Below are 21,210 nucleotides of genomic sequence, written 5' to 3'. Positions count from 1 at the left end.
CTGAACGACTTTTTGAAAAGCTCCGCCAATTTGGCGGGGCTTTTTTCATGTGTCGAAAGGATCTGTTTCCAAGTTCAAACTTGATTTTACGCGCGACCACCACCATCTTGAGGGGAGTGCCCGTTGAAAAGCATCAGCCCATGTGACTGCTTTTGATGTCGGAACACAGATCAATTCTTTCGGCTGCAATGAACGTGACGCGGCATGTTGGATTGTTGTTGAGTATCAGTTGGATGAGTAGGTTAGAGTGCCGTGATGAGTAAACCCGCAGAAATGACCCGCCTTCTCTCAAAGCTGGGCGGGCTTAGTCCCTCGGGATACTCCACCGCCCTTCATATCCGCTACGCCTCTCCGCTTTTTATGGATGTGACGTACCCCTGCGAATGGATTGAACACTATACGATCAATGCGTTTGCATTGCGCGACCCAATGATCGCATGGGGCCTTAGTTGTGAGGGGGCGACCCGTTGGAGTGAGACTGGCCTGCCCGACCCGTTCAACATCATGGGTCAGGCGGCGGACTATGGTTTGCAGTTCGGTGTTTCGGTATCGTGCGGCGAAGTGCGCTCGCGGTCGATCATTGCCTCCGCGCGAAGCGACCGAGAGTTTACGGATGACGAGATGGGGAGCATCGCTAAAATTGCGCGTTTGCTGCACCAAATTTCCGAGCCGCGCCAACAGCTTACGCCCGCGCAAGTTCAAGCCTTGCGGTGCATTGCATCCGGTGATCGCTACGCCGCTGCGGCCGCCAAACTTGGTATTTCCGAGAGTGCACTAAAGGCGCGGTTGGGGTCCGCGCGCGAGCGGCTTATGGCACGAACAACCTCTGAAGCTATTCAAAAGGCCAAAGACATTAAGCTGTTATGACATCTCTCAATTGAGCCACGCAACGCTTCCCTGTTGCGGTCCAAACGCGTAAGATTGTGCAATGAGTGATCTCTTCGCCTCCCCGTCTGACACGATCGAACCATCTACGCGTCCATTGGCCGACCGTTTGCGTCCCATGGTGCTAGGTGAGGTTATTGGTCAGACACAGGTTCTAGGGGCTGATGCGCCACTTGGCGTCATGCTCGCCTCGGGATCGTTGGCTTCTATCATTTTTTGGGGACCGCCCGGTGTTGGTAAAACAACAATCGCGCGGCTCTTGGCGCATGAAACCAATCTTGCATTCGTTCAAATTTCAGCCATTTTTTCTGGCGTGCCCGAACTGCGCAAAGTCTTTGAGTCTGCGAAAATACGCGCGGCGAACGGGCAGGGGACGTTGTTGTTCGTCGATGAAATTCACCGCTTTAATAAGGCGCAGCAAGATGCGTTCCTACCCCACATGGAAGATGGCACCATTTTACTTGTCGGGGCGACCACTGAAAACCCGTCGTTTGAGTTGAACTCCGCTGTACTGTCGCGCTCGCAGGTTATGGTGTTAACGCGCCTAAGTGTGGGTGAATTGGCCATGCTTGGTGCGCGGGCAGAACGTGAGTTGGGCCGTGAGATGCCCTTGGATGCGGGGGCCCGACTAGCACTTTGGGACATGGCGGATGGGGACGGGCGCACGCTTTTGAACCTGATTGAACAGATCATGGCGTGGCGCGTCGATGGTCCGTTGGACACCGATAGCCTCGCCAAGAGGCTCATGCGCCGCGCGGCCAAATACGACAAATCTGGTGATGAACATTACAACCTGATCTCCGCGCTTCATAAGTCTGTACGCGGATCCGATCCTGATGCGGCGCTGTATTGGTTCGGGCGGATGTTGGAAGGCGGCGAAGACCCGCGCTACCTTGCCCGCCGATTGTTGCGCATGTCCGTTGAGGACATCGCACTGGCTGACCCGCAAGCACAAACGATTTGTCTGACAGCATGGCAGACCTTCGAGAGATTGGGTGCGCCAGAGGGCGAGTTGGCATTGGCGCAAGCCGTGATCTATCTCGCACTCGCCCCCAAAACAAACGCGGGTTACGTCGCGTATAAAGCGGCGCGTGACGCGGCGCGCAAAACGGGGTCAGAACCGCCTCCCAAGCATATCCTCAATGCGCCGACAACGCTGATGAAGGAACAGGGGTACGGCGCGGGATATGCCTATGATCATGACGCCGAAGACGGGTTTTCGGGGCAAAACTTCTTTCCCGAAACATTGCCGCGCACGCAGTTCTATCATCCGGTGGAGCGTGGATTTGAACGCGAGTTGGCCAAGCGGGTGAGCTATTTTCAAAAGTTACGCACGCAGCGCGAGAGTTGACATCCTGCGCCGCGCGACCCAAGACGGGCGAGAAAGGATCCTGACCCATGACACCGCTTATTCAAGTTGCCATAGGAGGCGCAATCGGCGCTTCGGCCCGTTATTTGACGGGTGTTGGCATCGCGCGCGTGTTGGGCAAAGGATTCCCGTGGGGAACGCTCACGGTCAACTTTGTTGGGTCTGTCTTGATGGGAGTGATCATCGTTGTTCTTGCCCATGAAAATGGCAACAAGTTTGCACCGTTCATCATGACGGGCGTTCTTGGTGGCTTCACGACTTATTCGGCGTTTTCGCTAGATGCGATGACGATATTCGAGCGCGGCGAGATCGGGTTGGCAGCGGCCTATGTGATCGGCACGCTTGTGCTCGCCCTTGGGGGAATTGCCCTCGGCCTTTACGCTGCACGGAGTTTTTACGCATGAGCCGTGTCCAAACCATCATTATTGATAACGATCAACCTGAGCAGCGCCTTGACCGGTGGATGCGCAAAGTCTTTCCGCAGGTCAAACAGGGCCAGATTGAAAAGATGTGCCGTAAGGGTGATTTGCGCGTCGACGGAGGCAAGGCGAAGTCAAACACGCGTGTCGGTCCTGGGACTGAAATCCGTATTCCGCCTTTGCCCGACACCAACGTGACCTACGCCAAGGAAACCACGCGTGTATCCGAAAAAGATGCTCAGTTGATGCGCGATTGCGTGATCTACAAAGATGCGCACCTCATCGTGATCAACAAACCTGCGGGTCTGCCTACGCAGGGCGGATCAAATCAGACACGCCATGTCGATGGTCTCTGTGTCGCCCTCCAAGAGGATTTTGCGGAAAAGCCGCGTCTGGTGCATCGTCTGGACAAGGATACGTCCGGCGTCTTGGTTTTGGCGCGGACCCCCGCAATGGCCAGTAAAATGACGGAGGCGTTTCGCCACCGCAATACGCGTAAAATTTATTGGGCGCTCGTGGCAGGTGTCCCCACCCCCTATCTGGGTGAAATCAAATACGGTTTGGTCAAAGCACGCGGTCGCGGCAAAGGTGGCGAGGGCGAAAAGATGATCGCTGTCCACCCGCGCGAGATCGATAGTACAGAAGGCGCCAAGCGCGCACATACGCTGTACGCTACGCTCTACCGTGTGGCCTCGCGGGCCTCTTGGGTTGCGATGGAGCCGATTACAGGCCGCACACACCAGTTGCGTGTTCATATGGCCGAGATTGGTCACCCGATCATTGGTGACGGCAAATACGGCGGATCAGGTCAGGAAAACATGGGCGATGGATGGGGCGCACAACTGGGCGGGATCATTTCCAAAAAGCTGCACCTGCATGCCCGCTCGTTGACTTTTGAGCATCCCGTGACACGCAAATCAATCACTGTGACGGCACCGTTGCCCGAGCACATGGAGCATTCGTGGGAGACCTTCGGGTGGAGCGAAGATATTGCAAGTGTCGATCCGTTCGAGGCGCTTCATAAATGAAGCTGGTGATCTTTGACGTGGATGGGACGCTCGTTGATAGCCAAGCTCATATTGTGTCGTCGATGGAGGCCGCATTTCGTGAGGCCGAATTACCCTGTCCGGATCGCAACACGGTTTTGTCGATCGTCGGACTATCGTTGCCCTATGCGATGGCCAATCTTGCGCCACAGGCGGATGAAGACACACATACGCGCATGGTTGCGGCCTATAAAAGTGCGTTCAATGCGACCCGCTCTAAGGTTGGATCTAACGGATTTCCACTTTACCCAGGGGCTGAGGCCGCGATCCGTGCGTTAGGTGCGCGTGACGATATCAAGCTGGCAATTGCCACTGGGAATAGTCGTCGCGGACTTGATGCGCTGATGGAGGGTTGGGGGTTTGCTGATCTGTTCGTGAGTACACAAAGTGCCGATGAACACCCCTCCAAGCCGAACCCGTCCATGGTTGCCGCGTGTCTGTTGGATGCCAATGTTTCGGCGCATGACACGGTTGTTGTAGGCGATACCACCTACGATATGGAAATGGCGGCGGCGGCGCGTTGTCGCGGGCTTGGTGTTTTGTGGGGCTATCACGGGCGCGAGGCACTTTTGAGTGCGGGCGCTGCGCGTGTGATCGATAACTTCAGCCAATTCCCTGCTGCACTTGATGACGTTTGGAAGGACTAGCGATATGTCGGATTGGACAGCAAAGCGGTTTTGGAAAGAGGCCTTGGTTGTTGCTGATGGTGACGGGTTCTCGGTGCACCTCGATGGCAGGCAGGTGCGCACACCGGCGAAAGCGCCGCTTGTCGTTCCGACTCGTGCCTTTGCGCAGATCATCGCCAAAGAATGGGATGCCCAAGTCGACAAGATAGACCCCGAGACGATGCCCGCGACTCGCCATGCAAATGTTGCAATAGATCGCATAGGTCTGGTTCATGACGATGTCGTCACAATGATCTCTGACTACGGCGATAGTGACCTTTTGTGCTACCGTGCAAGCTACCCCGAGGCTCTAATTGCGCGCCAACGGGAGGCTTGGGATCCGCTTTTGGCGTGGGCATCTGATGTCTTGGGGGCGCATCTAGAGGTGCACGTTGGCGTCATGCATGTGCCGCAGTCAAAAGCAGATCTGAACCGTTTGCGGTCATTTGTCGATGCGATGACCCCGTTTGAATTGGCGGCGTTTCATGACCTTGTGTCGCTGTCGGGCAGTCTTGTCATTGGACTGGCTGCGACCAGAAACGCACAGCCTGTCGAAGCGCTTTGGGCGATTTCACGAACAGACGAGACATTTCAGTCCGAGCAATGGGGCAAGGATGATGATGCCGAGGCGGAATCTGCCATAAAACAAAAGAGTTTTATGGACGCCCACCAGTTTTATCACGCCGTTCAAAAATAGATCGGTCGGCTCAAAGCGTAGTCATTTTGTGATTTGGCGCCCTGAGACGTAGAGTAAACATGTTAATTCCTTATAGTCCCCTTGACGATCTGGAATGAATCCTCTCAACTTAGCTCATTGAAAGGGCATCTGCCCAATTCGATATCTAACCCGTTCCGTAAGAGGACGGAAAGTGCGCCATAATCGGCGCAACATCAGGAAGAGGTAAAAATGAAAAAATCCGTATTTTTTAGCGCACTGACCGTGGCCGGTCTCGTTGCTGGCTCCGCAATGGCTCAGGATGGTGGGTCTCCGACACTCGCCCTCGTGAAGGACCACGGTGCTCTGAAGTGTGGCGTGAACACCGGTACGCCCGGCTTTGCAGCTCCAGACGCGAATGGCGTTTGGAAAGGCTTTGACGTCGATTTCTGTCGCGCTGTCGCAACCGCTGTTTTCGGTGATCCGGAAAAAGTCGAGTACACACCGCTTAGCTCCGCTGTTCGCTTCACCGCGCTCGCATCTGGTGAAATCGATCTGCTTGCACGTAACACCACGTGGACATTCACACGCGACGTTGATCTCAAGAACACCTTTATTGGCGTAAACTACTACGATGGTCAGGGCTTCATGGTTCCAAAAGACCTCGGCGTATCGTCCGCAAAAGAGCTCTCTGGCGCGACTGTTTGCATCGAAACCGGTACAACAACCGAGCTTAACCTCGCTGATTACTTCCGTGTCAACGGCATGGATTACGAGCCTGTACCTGTGGACAGCTTCACCGAAGCGCAAACACAGTTCCTTGCTGGTGCATGTGACGTTTACACAACTGACGCGTCTGCACTTGCGTCTTCGCGTTCGTCTTTCGAGACACCTGACGCGTATGTCGTGTTGCCTGAAATCATCTCCAAAGAGCCACTCGGCCCGCTTGTTCGCCACGGCGATAGCGCATGGGGCGATATCGTACGTTGGACACTCAACGCTATGATTTCTGCTGAAGAGCTGGGTGTGACATCCGCAAATGCGGCAGAGCTTGCTAAAGGCACTGAAAACCCTGAGATTAACCGTCTCTTGGGTTCCGAAGGTGAGTTGGGCGGCATGCTTGGCCTCGAAAACGATTGGGCGCTTAACGTGATTAGCCAAGTCGGTAACTACGGCGAAGCGTTTGAGCGTAACATTGGCGAGAGCACACCTATTGGTCTTGCGCGCGGTCTGAACGCACAGTGGACAAACGGCGGCCTGATCTACTCCCCGCCATTCCGCTAAATCCTACCGTCAAAGAGAAGGGCGCGGGATTTCCGCGCCCTTCTTACATTTACCGACCCGTATTATAAAAAACGACTCTTCACGGACCGATGCACAAATGCGGACCGAATGAGGGGCTATCAGGGTACAACAGGGGGCCGTCTCACATGACGACTATGACCGATCCGCCGAAAGGTGATGGCTTTCGCCTAAGTCAGTTACTTTACGACACGCGATACCGCTCGATGACTATTCAGGTCATTGCGCTCATTGCGTTTATGATGTTCGCAGCGTTTTTGGTTCGAAACACAATCATAAACCTCGAAAACCTAGGCAAAGATATAAATTTTAGCTTTTTGGGCTATTCCGCAAACTACGATATCAATCAGCGTTTGATCCCGTATGTGTCGTCAGATTCGAACATGCGCGCAGCGGTTGTTGGTTTGCTCAACACGCTACTGGTTGCCTTTCTCGGCTGCATTCTCGCCACCGTTGTTGGTGTGATCGCAGGGGTTTTGCGACTGTCCAAAAACTGGCTCACAGCGCGTATTATGACGGTATACGTCGAAACGTTCCGTAACATCCCTGTGCTTTTGTGGATTTTGGCATTCATGGCAATTCTGTCTGAAAGCCTTCCTGTACCCCGCTCGTTCAAGGGGCCAAATGCCGAGTCGTCCATGTGGCTTTGGGATACAGTGGCTGTCACGAACCGAGGCACATATGTCCCGATGCCCATTTGGGGCGCAGGGTCAGCATTGGTCGTTATCACGTTCTTGTTGTCGCTCGTTGGCATTTGGGCCTTTGGGAAATTCGCCAAGCGCAAGTTTGAAGCAACGGGGCAGATTTTGCCAACGTTCTGGATCAAGTTGGCCATTTTCCTTGTGCCAACAGTCTTGGCCTACTTCGTCTTGGGGCGTCCCGTCACGCTCACATACCCTGAGTTTAAGGGCTTTAACTTTACGGGTGGGCTGCATCTGCGCAACTCGTTGCTCGCGCTGTGGCTGGCCCTCAGTCTCTACACAGGGTCCTACATCGCGGAGATTGTTCGCTCGGGCATTCTTGCCGTATCAAGCGGTCAAACGGAGGCGGCATATGCTCTTGGATTGCGCCCCTCACGTACAATGAATCTCGTGATTTTGCCGCAGGCCCTACGCGTCATCATCCCACCGCTTATTTCCCAATACCTTAACTTGACCAAAAACTCGTCGCTCGCACTCGCTGTGGGATACATGGATTTGCGATCGACGTTGGGCGGAACGACCCTCAATACGACGGGCCGTGAGTTGGAGGCGATGGTCTTGATGATGCTGATCTATCTCGTGGTATCGCTTTCCATCTCGTCGAGCATGAACTTTTACAACAAATCAGTGAAGCTGAAGGAGCGGTAAGATGAACGATACACAATCACACACCGTCGCCTATGTCCGCGACACGATGCTAGAGCAAAAGCCGGCCCCCCGTTCCAATGTGGGTGCCGTGCGTTGGGTCCAAGAGAACCTGTTTTCCGGTTGGTTCAACTCGATCCTCACGATTGTCTCTATCTTTGTTATCTACAAACTTCTTGCGGGCTCGTTGCCGTGGATGCTTGGCGGAGTATGGCAAGCTGATAGCCTGTCCGAGTGCCGTGACATCCTCAATGCGAAGTTTGGGAATACTCATTACGCCTGTTGGGCGGTTTTGACCGAACGTTGGAACCAACTCCTATATGGTTTCTATCCGAACACAGAGTATTGGCGCGCCAATTTAGCGTTCGTTGTTATGCTCGTTGCGATAGCGCCAATTCTGTTTGACGCTTTGCCGCGCAAACTTCTATGGGTCTCGGCCGCGTTTCCATTTTTGATGGTTTGGCTTGTTTGGGGCGGAACCGTTTGGGGGCCACTTGGGGCCGCCGCCGGATTTGCGGTAGGTTTCGTCGCGATGCGGATCGCGGCGCGCTTTGGCGACCTAATTGCGCTTTTCATAGGGCTAGCTGCCGCATTTGTATGGTTCATTTTTGTGGGTCCAGCCGTTGTATCCATGCTTGATGCGACCCTGCCAGTGGGGCATTTGCTCGAAGTTGAGAGCCGCGAACTTGGTGGCTTTATGATCTGCGTGATCATCGGTATCGCAGGTATCGCGATGTCATTGCCCATCGGTGTCGTTTTGGCTCTTGGTCGGCAGTCTGACTTGTTGATTGTAAAAGCAATCTGTGTTGGCTTCATCGAGTTCATTCGTGGCGTGCCGCTGATCACCTTGTTGTTCACGGCGTCCTTGATCTTGAACTACTTCTTGCCGCCCAACACGTCTTTCGATTTGACCGTCCGCGTTATCATCATGGTGACGATGTTTGCCTCTGCTTATATGGCCGAGGTGATCCGTGGTGGTCTCGCGGCGCTGCCTAAAGGGCAATACGAGGCGGCCGATGCTCTTGGTCTCGACTATTGGAAGGCGCAGCGCCTCATCATTATGCCGCAGGCCTTGAAGATCTCTATTCCGGGTATCGTGAACACCTTTATCGGGCTGTTTAAGGACACCACGTTGGTGATGTTTATCGGCATCTTTGACATGCTTGGCCTGTCAAACGCCATTCGAGCCAACTCGGCATGGAACGGCGTGTATTGGGAATTGTTTATCTTCATCGGGTTGGTTTTCTGGGTCAGTTGCTTTGCAATGTCGCAATATTCCCAGTGGCTAGAGCGCAAGCTGCGCACAGATCATCATTAAGAAAGGAGACCAGAACATGTCTCTCGTACAAGAACGCACGATCAATCGCAGCCAGATGCAGGTTTCCGATGAGGTCGCAATTCAGATCACCAATATGAACAAATGGTATGGTGACTTTCACGTCCTTCGCGATATCAATTTGACCGTCAATCAAGGTGAGCGGATCGTTATCGCAGGGCCGTCAGGGTCGGGTAAATCGACGATGATCCGTTGCATCAACCGCCTTGAAGAGCACCAAAAAGGTCAGATTATTGTGGATGGCACAGAGTTGTCCTCAGACCTCAAAAACATCGACAAGATCAGATCTGAAGTTGGAATGTGTTTTCAGCACTTCAACCTCTTTCCGCATCTGACGATCTTGGAAAACTGCACGCTCGCACCGATGTGGGTGCGCAAAACACCCAAGAAGGAAGCAGAAGCACTTGCGATGCATTTCCTCGAAAAGGTGAAAATCCCCGAGCAGGCCGACAAGTATCCCGGCATGCTATCGGGTGGCCAGCAACAACGTGTGGCTATCGCGCGCTCACTATGTATGCAGCCACGCATTATGCTGTTCGATGAGCCGACATCCGCCCTTGACCCAGAAATGATCAAGGAAGTGTTGGATACAATGATCGAGCTCGCCGAAGAGGGCATGACCATGCTGTGCGTGACCCACGAGATGGGCTTTGCCCGTCAGGTCGCCAACCGCGTGATCTTTATGGACCAAGGCCAGATTGTGGAGCAAAACGAACCAGAAGAGTTCTTTAACAATCCGCAGTCAGATCGCACCAAATTGTTCTTGAGCCAAATTTTGGGTCACTAACGCCTCCGCGCAAGACCAAGCAAACAAAAGGGCGCCCGATGTGGCGCCCTTTTCGTATTTCGTGTGCTGTGCTGTTTACGGTTTCAACTCGCGCGGCGTGATGAAATCAATCACACGGTTTTCACCAAACTTTGCCTGCGCCCATGTGGCCACGTCGACGTCAAACACTGTCGTTGCACAGGTTGGGTAACGCACAAAGTCTGGGTGTGCGACGGGGTGAGACGCAAAGTGCGAAACGAAATCTCCGATACCGGGATTATGGGCAATGAGCAGAACAGTGTCGCCCTTGGCCTGTGCTAGGGCACGCAAAATCTGGAAATCAGGCGCGTGATAGAGCGCCTTTGTCGACATCTGGTTGGGCACAGCATCTAACGCGTTTAGGACGCACGCACAGGTCTGTGTGGTGCGCACCGAGGACGACAAGACAACTGTGTCGGGGACATAGCCCATTTGTGATAACCAATTCCCCATTGCAAGGGCGTCACTATGCCCGCGCTCATTGAGAGGGCGTTCAAAGTCTGACAGCAGAGGATCTCCCCAGCTCGACTTCGCATGACGCATTGCAATGAGGCGCAAAGACATTACGCGCTTTGCGGACGTACGGTCGGTGGCGTGTCTCGAATGAGCGAACCGGCCCCATGTTCTGTGAAAAGCTCAAGCAAACAGGCGTTGGGGGCGCGCCCATCTAGGATGACCACAGCGCGAACACCCTCTTGGAGTGCGTCAAGTGCCGTTTGAGTTTTCGGAATCATGCCTCCGGCAATCACACCCTCGTTGGTCAGCTCAATAATTTGCTCTGAGTTGAGGGCGGTGAGTACCTCGCCATCGCTGCCTTTAACGCCAGAAACATCGGTGAGCAACAGCAGGCGGTCAGCTTTCAGCGCGCCAGCGATCGCACCCGCGGCCGTATCGCCATTCACGTTAAAGGTTTCACCGTTTTTACCCGCACCAAGCGGCGCAATCACCGGAATGAGGTTTTCATCGCCAAGTTCACGAATGATGCGCGGATCCATCTCGACAGGCGTCCCAACAAAGCCCAAATCAGCATTTGTTTGTTCACAGATCATGAGGTTGGCATCCTTGCCGGATATGCCAACCGCGCGTCCGCCTTGGCCGTTGATTGCCTGCACAATCCGCTTGTTCACAAGTCCGGACAGCACCATTTCGACGACTTCAACAGTTGCTTTGTCTGTGACCCGCTTGCCATTCACGAACGTGCTCTCGATGCCGAGTTTATCCAGCATTTGGTTGATCATCGGGCCGCCACCATGAACGATGACGGGCTTCACCCCGACTTGCTGCATGAGAACGACATCACGGGCGAAATCTTCCATGGCTTCATCAGAGCCCATGGCATGCCCGCCCAACTTGATGACCACAGTTGCGCCCTCATAGCGCTGCAAGAATGGCAGTGCTTGGGAAAGAGTGCGGGCGGTGGCGATCCAGTCTCTGTTCATATCTTGCTTCTTCATATCCATGGCATCCATTGACGAGCGTTATCCATCAATACCGTGAAGGTGGGCCGCCCTGCAAGTCACCGATAAGACACAGATAAAGGAGATGTCTTATCGAATATTCTTGGATCAAACGAGGTTTGCAATAACTGCGCGCAGGACATCGACACCCCAGCCTTTTTCCGAGGACGTAATGATCATCTCGGGGTAGGCGGCTGGGTGTTGTGCGATCTTTTCACGGACTTGCTGCATAATTTTCTCGCGCTCGACGTCTTTGACCTTATCCGCTTTGGTCATCACCACTTGGAATGTAACGGCGGATTTGTCGAGGCGTGTCATGATCTCTTCGTCGACGGATTTCACGCCGTGGCGGCTATCTATGAGAACGAATGCACGGCGCAGAGTCGCGCGACCAGACAGGTAGGCTTTCAGAAGACGTTGCCATTTCTCGACTGTTTTGATCGGGGCTTTGGCGTAGCCATAGCCCGGAAGGTCCACAAGGTAGTGACTTTCACCGCACGTGAAAAAGTTGATCTCTTGTGTGCGACCCGGTGTGTTGGACGCTCGTGCGAGTGCCTTGCGCCCTGTTAGCGCATTGATCAGTGATGATTTGCCAACGTTTGAGCGCCCTGCAAAACAGACTTCGATGCGGTCATCTGGCGGCATGCCGTCCATTGCGACGACACCTTTGACAAAGTCGGTTTCGCCCGCAAAGAGCAAACGACCCTTTTCCAAGGATGCAGCATCTGGTTCTACGATGGGGAATGTTAGCTTCATGAGTGAGACGCGCCCGTTAGGACGCGTCCTCCTTTTTCTTAGAGCGCAACGAACCCAAGATATTACCCAGAACTTCCGGCTTATGGCCGTGGCTGCGCATGATCAGGTACTGCTGCGTGAATGTGATTGTGTTGTTCGCGATCCAGTACAGGACGAGACCGGACGCAAAGCTGCCGAGCATGAACATGAACACCCATGGCATCCACGCCATGATCATTTTCTGGCTTGGGTCGGTGGGCGCGGGGTTCAGTTTTTGCTGAAGCCACATTGAGATGCCAAGCAAGATCGGCAAAATACCAAGCGACAGGATCGCGAATATCGAACCGGGCTCGGGCGGTGCGAAAGACAGCAGGCCAAACAGGTTCAGGATCGACGATGGATCGGGGGCTGACAGGTCGCGAATCCAACCGAGCCATGGGGCATGCCGCAATTCGATGGTGACGAAAATCACCTTATAGAGTGAGAAGAACACGGGGATCTGTAGGATCAGTGGCAAACAGCCCGAGGCGGGGTTCACCTTGTTCTTTTTGTAGAGGTCCATCATGCCGCGCTGCATCTTCTCGCGGTCATCACCTGCCTCTTCCTTGAGCTTTTCCATTTCTGGCTGAAGCTCTTTCATCCGCGCCATAGAGACGTAGGATTTGTAAGCGAGCGGGAACATGATGCCTTTGATGATCAGCGTCAGAACGATAATCGACCAACCCATGTTGCCAATAATGGCATTCAGAGCGTGCAGCAGACGAAAGATTGGCTTGGTGAAGAAGAAGAACCAACCCCAGTCAATCGAATCGACAAAGTGATAGATGCCGACTTCGTCTTGATACCGCTTGATCGCCTCCCATTCCTTTGCTCCAGCAAAGAGATAGGTGGTGTTTTCAACCGAAGCGCCCGGTTCAATGGTTTGCGCGGGTAGGCGGCTTTCTACTTGGTAGATTTCCGAGTTTGCCACGTATTTCACAACGGAGGTGAAGGATTGTCCGGGTTGCGGAACGAGTGTGGTCATCCAGTTTTTGTCGGTAAAGCCGACCCAACCGTTTTCTTCAACCTGAGCGACGGAGGCTTGTGCGCCCTCGCGTGCGATCATGTCATAGTCTGCAATGTCTTTGTAATCGGCCTCTTCGAGGGTTTTGTCTGTCAAGCGGACAAGCCCCTCATGCAGTACAAAGTAACGCGACACTTCGGGTGTGCCGTGGCGTGCGACAATCCCGTAGGCCGCCATGCGTTTGGCATCTGCCCCTTTGTTTTCAACGGACTGTGTGATGGTGAAGAGGTAGTCTTTGTCGATGGAAATTGTACGACGAAACACCAAACCGCTATCGTTTTCCCAAACGAGGGTCACAGGGGCGTCCAGACCAAGTGCATTGCCGCTTTCAACGGACCACTCGGTGTTCGCACTCGGCACGTCAGCACCGGTCAGATCGCCACCGGGTGCCCAACCATATACCGCGTAATATGGCGCATCGGACCCCACGGGGGTCAGCAATGTGACAATCTCGTCGCTATCCAGCTCGGTTTTGTAGTCTTTGAGGGACAGGTCATCAATCCGGCCACCGATCAGCGAAATCGAGCCGACAACGCGGTCCGTTTCAATGTCGATGCGGGGCGCATCTGAAACCGTTGTGGCGGGTTGCGTCACCGCGCCATTTGTCGTTATGCCCGCATCGGTTGAGGGCGGGGCAAGCGCGATTGTGTCGCCCGCTGCACCTTGAGATGCCACACTTTGCTGAACTGTAGGTGCGTTCGGATCTATGACTGGCTCCGGCGCGGGGAAAAAGTATGTCCACGTGAGCAACACGATCCCGCTAAGCACAACTGCAAGGATCAGATTCTTGTTTTGATCGTCCATTCCGGCCGCCTGATTTTTGGAATTCTATCTGTGCAGGTTCAATCTGCCTAGAGCCCAAAGGTCAAGCTGTTTTGCCCGAAAATGGGGTGTTTTGCGGCAAAGTGAACGGTGTGACGCGCGCGCAAGGCGTTTATCGGCTTATCCCGCGTGGCGTCCGATGGTTGGAGCCGATGCAATTTTTGTATGATGTTGCGCCAACCATGCGCGTACATTTGCTTCGGGGAGAGGGCGCGACACTGAAAATCCCTGTACGTATCCACATCCCAGTTGGGCAAGCATCGCGTGCTCTCCGAGCGTTTCAACGCCCTCGGCCAGTGTTTCCAAGTTCAATTGCTCTGCCATTGTCAAAATTGCAGTCAGCATGTTTTGTTGTTCGCGATCACGATCACACCGCGCCACATAGGAGCGATCAATCTTTATCCGGTCCACGGAAAACCGGCGGATATTCGCAATCGAGGCGTGGCCCGTTCCATAGTCATCAAGGTCGATACGACACCCAATTGCCTTGAGCGCTCGTATGTTGCGTGGGATGATGTCATCATCAGTCGCAGCAATCACATTTTCCAGAATTTCAATTTCGAGACGGTCAGGAGATAGGTCAAACCGGTCCAACTCCCAAGTCAGCTTTTCCACCAGTTTCGGGTTTGCAAGTTCGGTGGCCGTGAAGTTAACAGAGATAGAGCCGATTTTGACGTCGCCCTGATCCCAGTCGCGTAGCGCAGACAGAGCGTGGAACCGGATCACTTCGCCCAGACGCTCCAAAAGCCCAAGTTCTTCCAGCACGGGAAGAAATGTGGCGGGGAGAATCACGCCGCGCTCGGGATGCTCCCAGCGTGCCAAGGCCTCCATTCCCGTCACTTCGCCTGTGTCTGTCGATACTTGGGGTTGGAACCACGGCACGATATGGCCATTTTCAAGGGCCGCTCCGAGTTCATCAGGATCGCAGGTTTGTGCCGACTGGCGTCCAGTGAGGTCTGACGAGTAGGCCCGAATTGAACCCGATCCGTTATGGATAGCGTCCAAAAGCGCCACCTCTGCGGCGTCTATATACGCCGCTGCGGTTTGTGCTGGCGCGCGCGTGGGGGTGCAAAATCCGATTGATGCCGATCCATATATTTTGGATGCATTGATAGAATATGGCTCTGCGAGGGCGGCCTGAATGCGAGACGACAGCTGTATCAAGGTCTCAAGGTCGGCGCGATGGACGGGCGCAAGAGCAACTGCAAAACGGCTCTCAGCCAGCTTTGCTACGATATCGTGCTCTCTTACCGTCTCGACAATGCGTTTTGCCGCGATTTTTTGTAACGTATGCGTGGTTTCAACGCCATAGGACGCAGATATCGCACCAAGGTTCTCAATTTCGATCATGAGGCACGCGGTTGTGCGCCCGTTAGCGACAGATGTCTCCAAAACGCCATCAAGTGTTGTAATAAAAGCAGGGCGAAGCGGTAGGCCCGTTTGTCCATCTCTTTGGTGTGGGCGCGCGCGGTCCGCGTAAAACGCATAGACAGCTGCGGGAAATATCACCGAGGATACAATGAGCGCGGCCTCGCCCCCAAACCAGTAGGCGGCCAGAAATATCGCAGGAAGAAACGCAATGCTCTGGGGCTTGGCCGCGATACGGCGCAAGGTCGCAAAATCTGGAACTGCAACGGGTTTTCTCACGTGCCACCTCATCTATCGCGCCGTTTATGTGGGCGATCCTTAAGTGATAAATACGCGCAAAAAGGTGGCTGTCAGGTTAACGCAGGCGCGGAATATCTGTAGATTCTTCGCTTTTTTCCGAAAGTTCCAATCCGGCAAAATCAAATAGTTTTGGATCGAGCATATGAGAGGGGCGAATGTTCGTGAGCGCTTTGAACATCACCTGTCTGCGTCCGGGTGCGTTTTTCTCCCAGCCATCAAGGATTTGTTTGACCTGTTGGCGTTGTAGCCCGTCTTGGGATCCGCACAGGTCACATGGAATGATGGGGTAGTTCATCGCGGTTGCAAATTTCTCACAATCGACTTCGGCCACGTGGGCAAGGGGGCGATAGAGAAAGAGGTCGCCCTCTTCGTTGACCAATTTCGGAGGCATCGTCGCGAGGCGGCCGCCGTGGAACAGGTTCATAAACAGGGTTTCCAAGATGTCATCACGGTGATGGCCGAGCACAACCGCAGAACAACCCTCTTCGCGGGCAATTCGGTACAGGTTGCCACGGCGCAGGCGCGAACATAGCGCGCAAAAGGTGCGCCCCGCAGGGACTTTGTCCATCACAATGGAGTAGGTGTCTTGGTATTCAATGCGGTGCGGAACGCCCATTTTCTCAAGAAACGCGGGCAAAACCGTTGCGGGAAAGTTGGGCTGACCCTGATCTAGGTTGCAGGCGATCAACTCGACAGGCAAAAGTCCACGCCATTTGAGCTCATACAGGACGGCCAAAAGCGTATAGCTGTCTTTTCCGCCCGAGAGGCACACCAACCATTTCGCGCCGCGTTCGATCATGCCGTACTGCTCAATCGCTTCGCGTGTATTGCGCACAATCCGTTTGCGTAGCTTTTTGAATTCGGTGGTCGAGGGCGCACCGTGAAAGAGCGGGTGGATGTCGTCGAGGTCATCAGGCATCGGGAGAGTCCTTGGGGGGTGTTTTGGGGTCTGGGACTGGGTCGTAGCCTGTGCCGCCCATCGGGTGGCATCGCCCGATACGTTTGGCGGCCAAGAGCGAACCTTTGATCGCGCCGTGTTTTTCGAGGGCTTCCATAGCATAGGCGCTACACGTGGGCTGATAGCGGCAATTAAAGCCAACAATCGGACTAAACACCAAGCGGTAGGCGCGAACGGGGAGCGATACGATAAATGCGAGGGGGGTCATGGCTGCGACTGTTTGGGTTCGCCATGCACTTTACGCATTGCGTATCGCATGTCTTTGAGGAGGAGGTCAAACGGACGCGCAGAGGTGTCTACAGCTTTGCCGATTAACACGTAATCCCACCCATCATGCCCTAACTCAGGTAGGATATGGCGCGCAATTTCACGGAGCCGTCGTTTGGCGTGGTTGCGTTTGACTGCGTTGCCGACCTTTTTAGAGCAGGTAAACCCAACGCGAATTCCCGTTGTTTGCTCATCGTCATTGCGTTTGCGCGCTTGAAGCAAAAAACTCCCAGTGCCCTGCCGGCGTGCACGAGCAGCGCGCAAAAAATCTGCGCGTTTGGTCAACGTCATCAATGATGAGGTTGAAGAGTTGTCAGAGCATGACAAAACCGCCGATCGCTGACCTTTGGTTCCGGCTATTGCCATTCCCTCGGGTGCGTCCGGCGGTGTCATATTCGTAGAGCCCTAAGGCTGCCCTTATGCGGACAGCGACTTGCGGCCGCGTGCGCGACGTGCGTTCAGGATCTTACGGCCCGCTTTAGTTGCCATACGTGCACGGAAACCGTGGCGGCGTTTGCGGACGAGGTTACTCGGTTGAAAGGTGCGTTTCATCGCGCCATCTCCATCGGTTTGGTCATGACCCAAACCTCAAGGCGTGAGATTCGAAGGCCGACATTCATTGAAGCCCTGCGTTTAGGTGTCCAAAGGCAGCTTGTCAATTCGTGTCGTGGGGAATTCTGTAACAATTCGACAGTATCAGTCCGAAACCCCTAGAGAACGGCTCGCGACAGATCAACCGCGCGTGAGAACAGTGCAATAGAAGGACTGTTAAGGTGGCAATACCGCGCCATATGGCGCAGGTTCGCCGTCCATAGTGAACGCGAGGGCCTCATGGCACAACCCAGTACACCAAAAACACGTCGCCACATCGGGCCTATCGTTGTTTTCGCCACCATTGCAGTTGGGTTGGCGGTTTTATTTCGCGATTCTCTGAGCTTTGAGTCCTTGGCACAGAACCGAGGCGCGCTTTTGGCGTACCGCGATGCACATTTCGGCCTCTCGGTTGCGCTTTTCATGGTTGTTTATGCGGGTATCGTCGCGTTTTCCTTGCCAGGGGCGACCATCGCGACACTTACAGGCGGCTTTTTGTTCGCGACCTTTCCCGGTGCGGTGTTCAATATCGTTGCGGCAACATCGGGCGCGTGCCTTTTGTTTCTCGCTGCGCGGTGGGGGTTGGGTGATTGGTTGTCGACCAAGATGGAAACGGGGTCGCCGCGCGTGCAGCGGATCAAGCGCGGGCTTGATGACAATCAGTGGTCGATGCTGTTTTTAATGCGCCTTGCGCCTGTGGTGCCGTTTTTCGTCGCAAATCTACTACCTGCGCTTCTTGGTGCATCGTTCCACCGCTTTGCGATTTCGACGGCAATCGGAATTATTCCGGGTGCGGTTATCTACACATCGGTCGGTGCGGGGCTTGGTAAGGTGTTTGAGGCAGGAGCATCGCCTGATCTCGGTCTTATTTTTGAGCCACATATCCTCTTGCCGATTCTTGGACTCTGCGCTTTGGCGATCTTGCCGATATTTATGAACTCTCGCACCAAACAGGATCTTTGACCTATGACGAAACTCAAAACAGATATTTGTGTGATCGGAGCGGGGTCGGGGGGGCTTTCGGTCGCTGCGGGTGCGGTTCAAATGGGCGCGCGTGTGGTTTTAATCGAGAAGGGTGGGATGGGGGGCGACTGTCTCAATTCCGGCTGTGTGCCGTCAAAGGCGCTGTTGCATGCGGGACAAGATGGGGTGAGCTACGCGGATGCGATGGCGCATGTCCGCGCCACCATCGCGACCATTGCTCCGCATGATAGCCAAGAGCGGTTCGAGGGATTGGGCTGCACAGTGATCCGCGCACATGCACAGTTCACTTCGCCAAAGACTGTTGAGGCAGGTGGTATAGAAATCACGGCGCGCCGGTTTGTGATTGCGACCGGATCGCGCCCGTTTGTGCCGCCTATCGACGGGCTTCATGATGTTCCATATCTGACCAACGAGAGCCTTTGGGATGTCACGAAGGCCCCTGAGCATCTGTTGATTTTGGGGGCTGGTCCAATCGGAATGGAAATGGCGCAAGCGCATCGCCGTTTGGGGTGTGAGGTCACGGTGGTCGAGGCCGCTACGGCCCTGTCGCGCGAAGACCCCGAAGCCGCAGAGGTTGTTGTTGCGGCCCTCAAGGGCGAAGGCGTGAATATCATCGAGAATGACAAGGTTGTGCGGGTGTCGGGCACGCAGGGCGATATCACCCTCTATCTTGAAAGTGGAAGCCAGATCAGGGGGTCGCATTTGTTGGTGGCTACGGGCCGTGTCGCCAATTCCGACAGCCTTGCTTTGGAAAAGGGTGAGATCAATCACAGCCGAGGCGGCATCACGGTGGATGCGCGTCTGCGGACCTCGAACCGCCGTGCTTATGCAATTGGCGATGTGGTGGCGGGCAATCTGCAATTCACCCATGTGGCGGGGTATCAGGCGGGCGTGGTTATCCGCTCTTTGCTGTTTGGCTTGCCTGCAAAGGCTGCAACGCACCATATTCCGCGGGCAACTTATACATCCCCTGAATTGGCGCAGGTGGGCCTGTCCGAAGCTGATGCCCGTACCACTCATGGTGACAAGGTAGAGGTTGTGCGCGCACAGATGTCGGGAAATGACCGTGCCATTGCAACACAGCGTGCGGATGTCGGATTTATCAAGGTGATGGTGGTAAAGGGGCGTCCGGTTGGTGTCACGATTGTGGGGCCAGATGCGGGTGAGTTGATCACTCTTTGGTCACTTGTTCTTTCTTCACATCTCAAAATGAGCCAGATTGCGGGTATGATTGCGCCTTATCCAACACTTGCGGAGCTTAACAAACGCGTGGCGGGTGCCTATTTTACACCAAGGCTATTTGAGAGTGCCAAGGTGAAAACGATTGTGAAGCTGGTTCAGCGGTTTTTGCCGTAGCGGGGCCGGAAAGGATTTATGAGACTTCCGCGTTTTTTAAATACGCTCACGGGGCGCTTTTTGATGCTGACGATCATCTTTGTGATGGCGGCAGAAATCATGATATTTGTGCCCTCCATCGCCCGCTTTCGCGAAGACTTTTTGCTCTCTCGCCTAGAGCGCGCACAAATCGCGTCTCTGGCGTTATTGGCCAATGATAGCCTTGATATGGATCTCGAGGACGAGCTTCTCGCCAATGCGGATGTGTATAACGTGGTGCTTCGGCGCAATGAAATTCGTCAACTCGTCTTGTCGTCTCCCATTCCAGAACAGATTTACGCCACCTATGATCTACGGGACGCGCCCGCGCTTGAGTTGATCCGTGATGCGACATTGACACTCATGGACCCGACCAATCGTGTGATCCGCGTTATCGGCGACCCTGTGAAGCAAGCCGGGTTGTTGATTGAGGTCACATTGCCAACCGAGCCGATGCGCAATGCGATGGTAGAGTATGGCTTGCGCATATTGATGCTGTCTGCGGTTATCTCGTTGTTCACTGCGCTGCTTTTGTTTCTGGCCGTGCGCGCGCTGATTGTTCATCCGATCAAACGCGTTGTCGGCGCGATGACGCATTATGCACAAGCGCCGGAGGATGCGCGGCGGATTATTTCGCCGTCCGCAAAAGTGTACGAACTGCGTGAGGCCGAGACGGCGCTATGTTCGATGCAAACCGATCTAACGACATCATTGCGCCAAAAAGAGCGACTTGCGCAGCTTGGCAGTGCGGTTGCGAAAATTTCTCACGACCTGCGCAATATCTTAACGACTGCACAGCTTTTTTCGGATCGCTTGGAGATATCGCAAGACCCTGCGGTGATCCGGTCTGCGCCCAAGCTGATGAACTCGATTCAACGTGCGGTGAACCTCTGCGAATCCACATTGGCGTTTGGCAAGGCTGAGGAGCCGTCACCAACAATGTCGGGCGTGCGTGTGGCGGAACTGGTTGGTGATGTGATCGAGGGTGAGCGCTTGTCGTCTGGAGATGCCGATATTTCATTCGCTGAGGATGTCCCCGCGACAATGGTCATGCGCGCAGATGCGGAGCAAATGCACCGCGTGCTTTCCAACCTTGTTCGCAATGCGCGCCAAGCCTTGAGCACAAAGCGCGATGGGGGCGAGATTGGTGTTGCCGCTCGCGAGGATGAAAGCGAATGGGTTTTGACCGTGTCCGATACAGGGCCGGGTTTGCCACCCAAGGCGCGTGAGCACCTGTTCCAACCCTTTCAAGGCGGTGCGCGAAAAGGTGGATTTGGTCTAGGCCTCGCCATTGCGGCAGAATTGGTCCGTGGCCACGGTGGTAAGCTGCTTTTGGAGCGCAGCGATGAGACCGGAACAGTGTTTGGCATTCATTTGCCCAAAGGCTTTGTGACGGATGCGTTACCCGCCCATGAGAGTTCGGAGCGTGAAAATACAAAGGCGGGTGAATAAGGTGTTTGATT

22 protein-coding genes are annotated in these 21,210 nt (G+C 54.4%); 13 read left to right on the top strand and 9 right to left on the bottom strand.

The features are described 5' to 3' along the window. Positions 1-255 precede the first annotated feature (255 nt). The 10 genes from IMCC12053_RS14980 (at position 256) to IMCC12053_RS14935 (ending at position 9,810) form a co-directional block, all read left to right on the top strand. Complete coding sequence (locus tag IMCC12053_RS14980; protein WP_062220439.1) at positions 256-867, top strand: autoinducer binding domain-containing protein; 612 nt, start codon at positions 256-258, stop codon at positions 865-867. A gap of 61 nt (positions 868-928) precedes the next feature. Then, positions 929-2,236, top strand: a complete 1,308-nt coding sequence (locus IMCC12053_RS14975) for a replication-associated recombination protein A (protein ID WP_062220437.1) — start codon at positions 929-931, stop codon at positions 2,234-2,236. A gap of 47 nt (positions 2,237-2,283) precedes the next feature. Continuing rightward, positions 2,284-2,658 carry a fluoride efflux transporter CrcB gene (gene crcB / locus IMCC12053_RS14970; RefSeq protein ID WP_062220435.1) on the top strand — a complete coding sequence of 125 codons (375 nt, stop codon included), beginning with the start codon at positions 2,284-2,286 and terminating at the stop codon, positions 2,656-2,658. After that, a complete protein-coding gene (locus tag IMCC12053_RS14965; protein ID WP_062220433.1) occupies positions 2,655-3,701 on the top strand; it encodes an RluA family pseudouridine synthase in 1,047 nt (348 codons plus the stop codon). Before crcB ends, IMCC12053_RS14965 begins: the two co-directional genes overlap by 4 nt. Then, a complete protein-coding gene (locus IMCC12053_RS14960; RefSeq protein ID WP_062220431.1) occupies positions 3,698-4,366 on the top strand; it encodes an HAD-IA family hydrolase in 669 nt (222 codons plus the stop codon). The genes IMCC12053_RS14965 and IMCC12053_RS14960 overlap by 4 nt, the downstream gene beginning before the upstream one ends. Before the next feature lie 4 nt (positions 4,367-4,370). Next, entirely contained in the window at positions 4,371-5,081 is a 711-nt protein-coding gene (locus tag IMCC12053_RS14955) for an ATP12 family chaperone protein (protein WP_062220429.1), read from the top strand. 210 nt (positions 5,082-5,291) lie between these two features. Continuing rightward, entirely contained in the window at positions 5,292-6,323 is a 1,032-nt protein-coding gene (locus IMCC12053_RS14950; protein WP_062220428.1) for an amino acid ABC transporter substrate-binding protein, read from the top strand. A 146-nt stretch (positions 6,324-6,469) separates the two neighbouring features. Beyond that, positions 6,470-7,690: an amino acid ABC transporter permease gene (locus IMCC12053_RS14945; protein ID WP_062220426.1), complete on the top strand. Its 1,221-nt coding sequence runs from the start codon at positions 6,470-6,472 to the stop codon at positions 7,688-7,690. Between the two features lies 1 nt (position 7,691). After that, on the top strand, positions 7,692-9,005 hold the full coding sequence (locus tag IMCC12053_RS14940) for an amino acid ABC transporter permease (RefSeq protein WP_062220425.1): 1,314 nt from the start codon (positions 7,692-7,694) through the stop codon (positions 9,003-9,005). 16 nt (positions 9,006-9,021) lie between these two features. Next, positions 9,022-9,810, top strand: coding sequence for an amino acid ABC transporter ATP-binding protein (locus IMCC12053_RS14935; protein ID WP_062220423.1), 789 nt, complete (start codon positions 9,022-9,024; stop codon positions 9,808-9,810). A gap of 75 nt (positions 9,811-9,885) precedes the next feature. On the opposite strand, the gene IMCC12053_RS14930 is transcribed toward IMCC12053_RS14935, so the two are convergent. The 9 genes from IMCC12053_RS14930 to rpmH form a co-directional block, all read right to left on the bottom strand. Beyond that, positions 9,886-10,392, bottom strand: coding sequence for a SixA phosphatase family protein (locus tag IMCC12053_RS14930; RefSeq protein WP_062220421.1), 507 nt, complete (start codon positions 10,390-10,392; stop codon positions 9,886-9,888). Next, a complete protein-coding gene (gene argB, locus IMCC12053_RS14925; protein WP_062221412.1) occupies positions 10,392-11,282 on the bottom strand; it encodes an acetylglutamate kinase in 891 nt (296 codons plus the stop codon). Before argB ends, IMCC12053_RS14930 begins: the two co-directional genes overlap by 1 nt. 111 nt (positions 11,283-11,393) lie before the next feature. Then, complete coding sequence (gene yihA / locus IMCC12053_RS14920) at positions 11,394-12,041, bottom strand: ribosome biogenesis GTP-binding protein YihA/YsxC (RefSeq protein ID WP_062220419.1); 648 nt, start codon at positions 12,039-12,041, stop codon at positions 11,394-11,396. A 16-nt stretch (positions 12,042-12,057) separates the two neighbouring features. After that, the gene (yidC, locus tag IMCC12053_RS14915; RefSeq protein ID WP_062220417.1) at positions 12,058-13,887 is read right to left on the bottom strand and encodes a membrane protein insertase YidC; all 1,830 of its coding nucleotides are present in this window, start codon (positions 13,885-13,887) and stop codon (positions 12,058-12,060) included. 138 nt (positions 13,888-14,025) lie between these two features. Beyond that, positions 14,026-15,552: a putative bifunctional diguanylate cyclase/phosphodiesterase gene (locus tag IMCC12053_RS14910; RefSeq protein WP_236852450.1), complete on the bottom strand. Its 1,527-nt coding sequence runs from the start codon at positions 15,550-15,552 to the stop codon at positions 14,026-14,028. A gap of 76 nt (positions 15,553-15,628) precedes the next feature. Further along, positions 15,629-16,492, bottom strand: coding sequence for a tRNA 2-thiocytidine(32) synthetase TtcA (ttcA, locus tag IMCC12053_RS14905; RefSeq protein ID WP_062220415.1), 864 nt, complete (start codon positions 16,490-16,492; stop codon positions 15,629-15,631). After that, positions 16,485-16,739 (bottom strand): membrane protein insertion efficiency factor YidD, encoded by a 255-nt coding sequence (gene yidD, locus IMCC12053_RS14900; protein ID WP_062220413.1) that lies wholly within the window; start codon positions 16,737-16,739, stop codon positions 16,485-16,487. Before yidD ends, ttcA begins: the two co-directional genes overlap by 8 nt. Beyond that, positions 16,736-17,191 carry a ribonuclease P protein component gene (gene rnpA / locus IMCC12053_RS14895; RefSeq protein WP_062220411.1) on the bottom strand — a complete coding sequence of 152 codons (456 nt, stop codon included), beginning with the start codon at positions 17,189-17,191 and terminating at the stop codon, positions 16,736-16,738. Before rnpA ends, yidD begins: the two co-directional genes overlap by 4 nt. A gap of 24 nt (positions 17,192-17,215) precedes the next feature. Then, positions 17,216-17,350, bottom strand: a complete 135-nt coding sequence (gene rpmH, locus IMCC12053_RS14890; protein ID WP_012177012.1) for a 50S ribosomal protein L34 — start codon at positions 17,348-17,350, stop codon at positions 17,216-17,218. 279 nt (positions 17,351-17,629) lie between these two features. Here rpmH and IMCC12053_RS14885 point away from each other — a divergent pair, with 279 nt between their 5' ends. Genes IMCC12053_RS14885 through IMCC12053_RS14875 form a run of 3 tightly spaced genes read left to right on the top strand, consistent with a single transcriptional unit; the run spans position 17,630 to position 21,199 of the window. Next, positions 17,630-18,352, top strand: a complete 723-nt coding sequence (locus tag IMCC12053_RS14885; protein ID WP_062220409.1) for a TVP38/TMEM64 family protein — start codon at positions 17,630-17,632, stop codon at positions 18,350-18,352. Between the two features lie 3 nt (positions 18,353-18,355). Further along, the gene (locus tag IMCC12053_RS14880; protein ID WP_062220407.1) at positions 18,356-19,729 is read left to right on the top strand and encodes a dihydrolipoyl dehydrogenase family protein; all 1,374 of its coding nucleotides are present in this window, start codon (positions 18,356-18,358) and stop codon (positions 19,727-19,729) included. An 18-nt stretch (positions 19,730-19,747) separates the two neighbouring features. After that, entirely contained in the window at positions 19,748-21,199 is a 1,452-nt protein-coding gene (locus IMCC12053_RS14875) for a sensor histidine kinase (protein WP_062220405.1), read from the top strand. Positions 21,200-21,210: the final 11 nt, after the last annotated feature.

This window comes from Celeribacter marinus (assembly GCF_001308265.1).
GTDB lineage: Bacteria > Pseudomonadota > Alphaproteobacteria > Rhodobacterales > Rhodobacteraceae > Celeribacter > Celeribacter marinus.
The sequence above is the reverse complement of the archived record's forward strand: the minus strand, read 5'-3'. Positions and strand labels throughout refer to the sequence as shown.

What these genes read in the sequence shown, in the direction of transcription:
- IMCC12053_RS14980 (WP_062220439.1), top strand. Translation starts at nt 256, where the DNA reads ATGAGTAAACCCGCAGAAATGACCCGCCTTCTCTCAAAGCTGGGCGGG.
- IMCC12053_RS14975 (WP_062220437.1), top strand. Translation starts at nt 929, where the DNA reads ATGAGTGATCTCTTCGCCTCCCCGTCTGACACGATCGAACCATCTACG.
- crcB (WP_062220435.1), top strand. Translation starts at nt 2,284, where the DNA reads ATGACACCGCTTATTCAAGTTGCCATAGGAGGCGCAATCGGCGCTTCG.
- IMCC12053_RS14965 (WP_062220433.1), top strand. Translation starts at nt 2,655, where the DNA reads ATGAGCCGTGTCCAAACCATCATTATTGATAACGATCAACCTGAGCAG.
- IMCC12053_RS14960 (WP_062220431.1), top strand. Translation starts at nt 3,698, where the DNA reads ATGAAGCTGGTGATCTTTGACGTGGATGGGACGCTCGTTGATAGCCAA.
- IMCC12053_RS14955 (WP_062220429.1), top strand. Translation starts at nt 4,371, where the DNA reads ATGTCGGATTGGACAGCAAAGCGGTTTTGGAAAGAGGCCTTGGTTGTT.
- IMCC12053_RS14950 (WP_062220428.1), top strand. Translation starts at nt 5,292, where the DNA reads ATGAAAAAATCCGTATTTTTTAGCGCACTGACCGTGGCCGGTCTCGTT.
- IMCC12053_RS14945 (WP_062220426.1), top strand. Translation starts at nt 6,470, where the DNA reads ATGACGACTATGACCGATCCGCCGAAAGGTGATGGCTTTCGCCTAAGT.
- IMCC12053_RS14940 (WP_062220425.1), top strand. Translation starts at nt 7,692, where the DNA reads ATGAACGATACACAATCACACACCGTCGCCTATGTCCGCGACACGATG.
- IMCC12053_RS14935 (WP_062220423.1), top strand. Translation starts at nt 9,022, where the DNA reads ATGTCTCTCGTACAAGAACGCACGATCAATCGCAGCCAGATGCAGGTT.
- IMCC12053_RS14930 (WP_062220421.1), bottom strand. Translation starts at nt 10,392, where the DNA reads ATGTCTTTGCGCCTCATTGCAATGCGTCATGCGAAGTCGAGCTGGGGA.
- argB (WP_062221412.1), bottom strand. Translation starts at nt 11,282, where the DNA reads ATGAAGAAGCAAGATATGAACAGAGACTGGATCGCCACCGCCCGCACT.
- yihA (WP_062220419.1), bottom strand. Translation starts at nt 12,041, where the DNA reads ATGAAGCTAACATTCCCCATCGTAGAACCAGATGCTGCATCCTTGGAA.
- yidC (WP_062220417.1), bottom strand. Translation starts at nt 13,887, where the DNA reads ATGGACGATCAAAACAAGAATCTGATCCTTGCAGTTGTGCTTAGCGGG.
- ttcA (WP_062220415.1), bottom strand. Translation starts at nt 16,492, where the DNA reads ATGCCTGATGACCTCGACGACATCCACCCGCTCTTTCACGGTGCGCCC.
- yidD (WP_062220413.1), bottom strand. Translation starts at nt 16,739, where the DNA reads ATGACCCCCCTCGCATTTATCGTATCGCTCCCCGTTCGCGCCTACCGC.
- rnpA (WP_062220411.1), bottom strand. Translation starts at nt 17,191, where the DNA reads ATGACACCGCCGGACGCACCCGAGGGAATGGCAATAGCCGGAACCAAA.
- rpmH (WP_012177012.1), bottom strand. Translation starts at nt 17,350, where the DNA reads ATGAAACGCACCTTTCAACCGAGTAACCTCGTCCGCAAACGCCGCCAC.
- IMCC12053_RS14885 (WP_062220409.1), top strand. Translation starts at nt 17,630, where the DNA reads ATGGCACAACCCAGTACACCAAAAACACGTCGCCACATCGGGCCTATC.
- IMCC12053_RS14880 (WP_062220407.1), top strand. Translation starts at nt 18,356, where the DNA reads ATGACGAAACTCAAAACAGATATTTGTGTGATCGGAGCGGGGTCGGGG.
- IMCC12053_RS14875 (WP_062220405.1), top strand. Translation starts at nt 19,748, where the DNA reads ATGAGACTTCCGCGTTTTTTAAATACGCTCACGGGGCGCTTTTTGATG.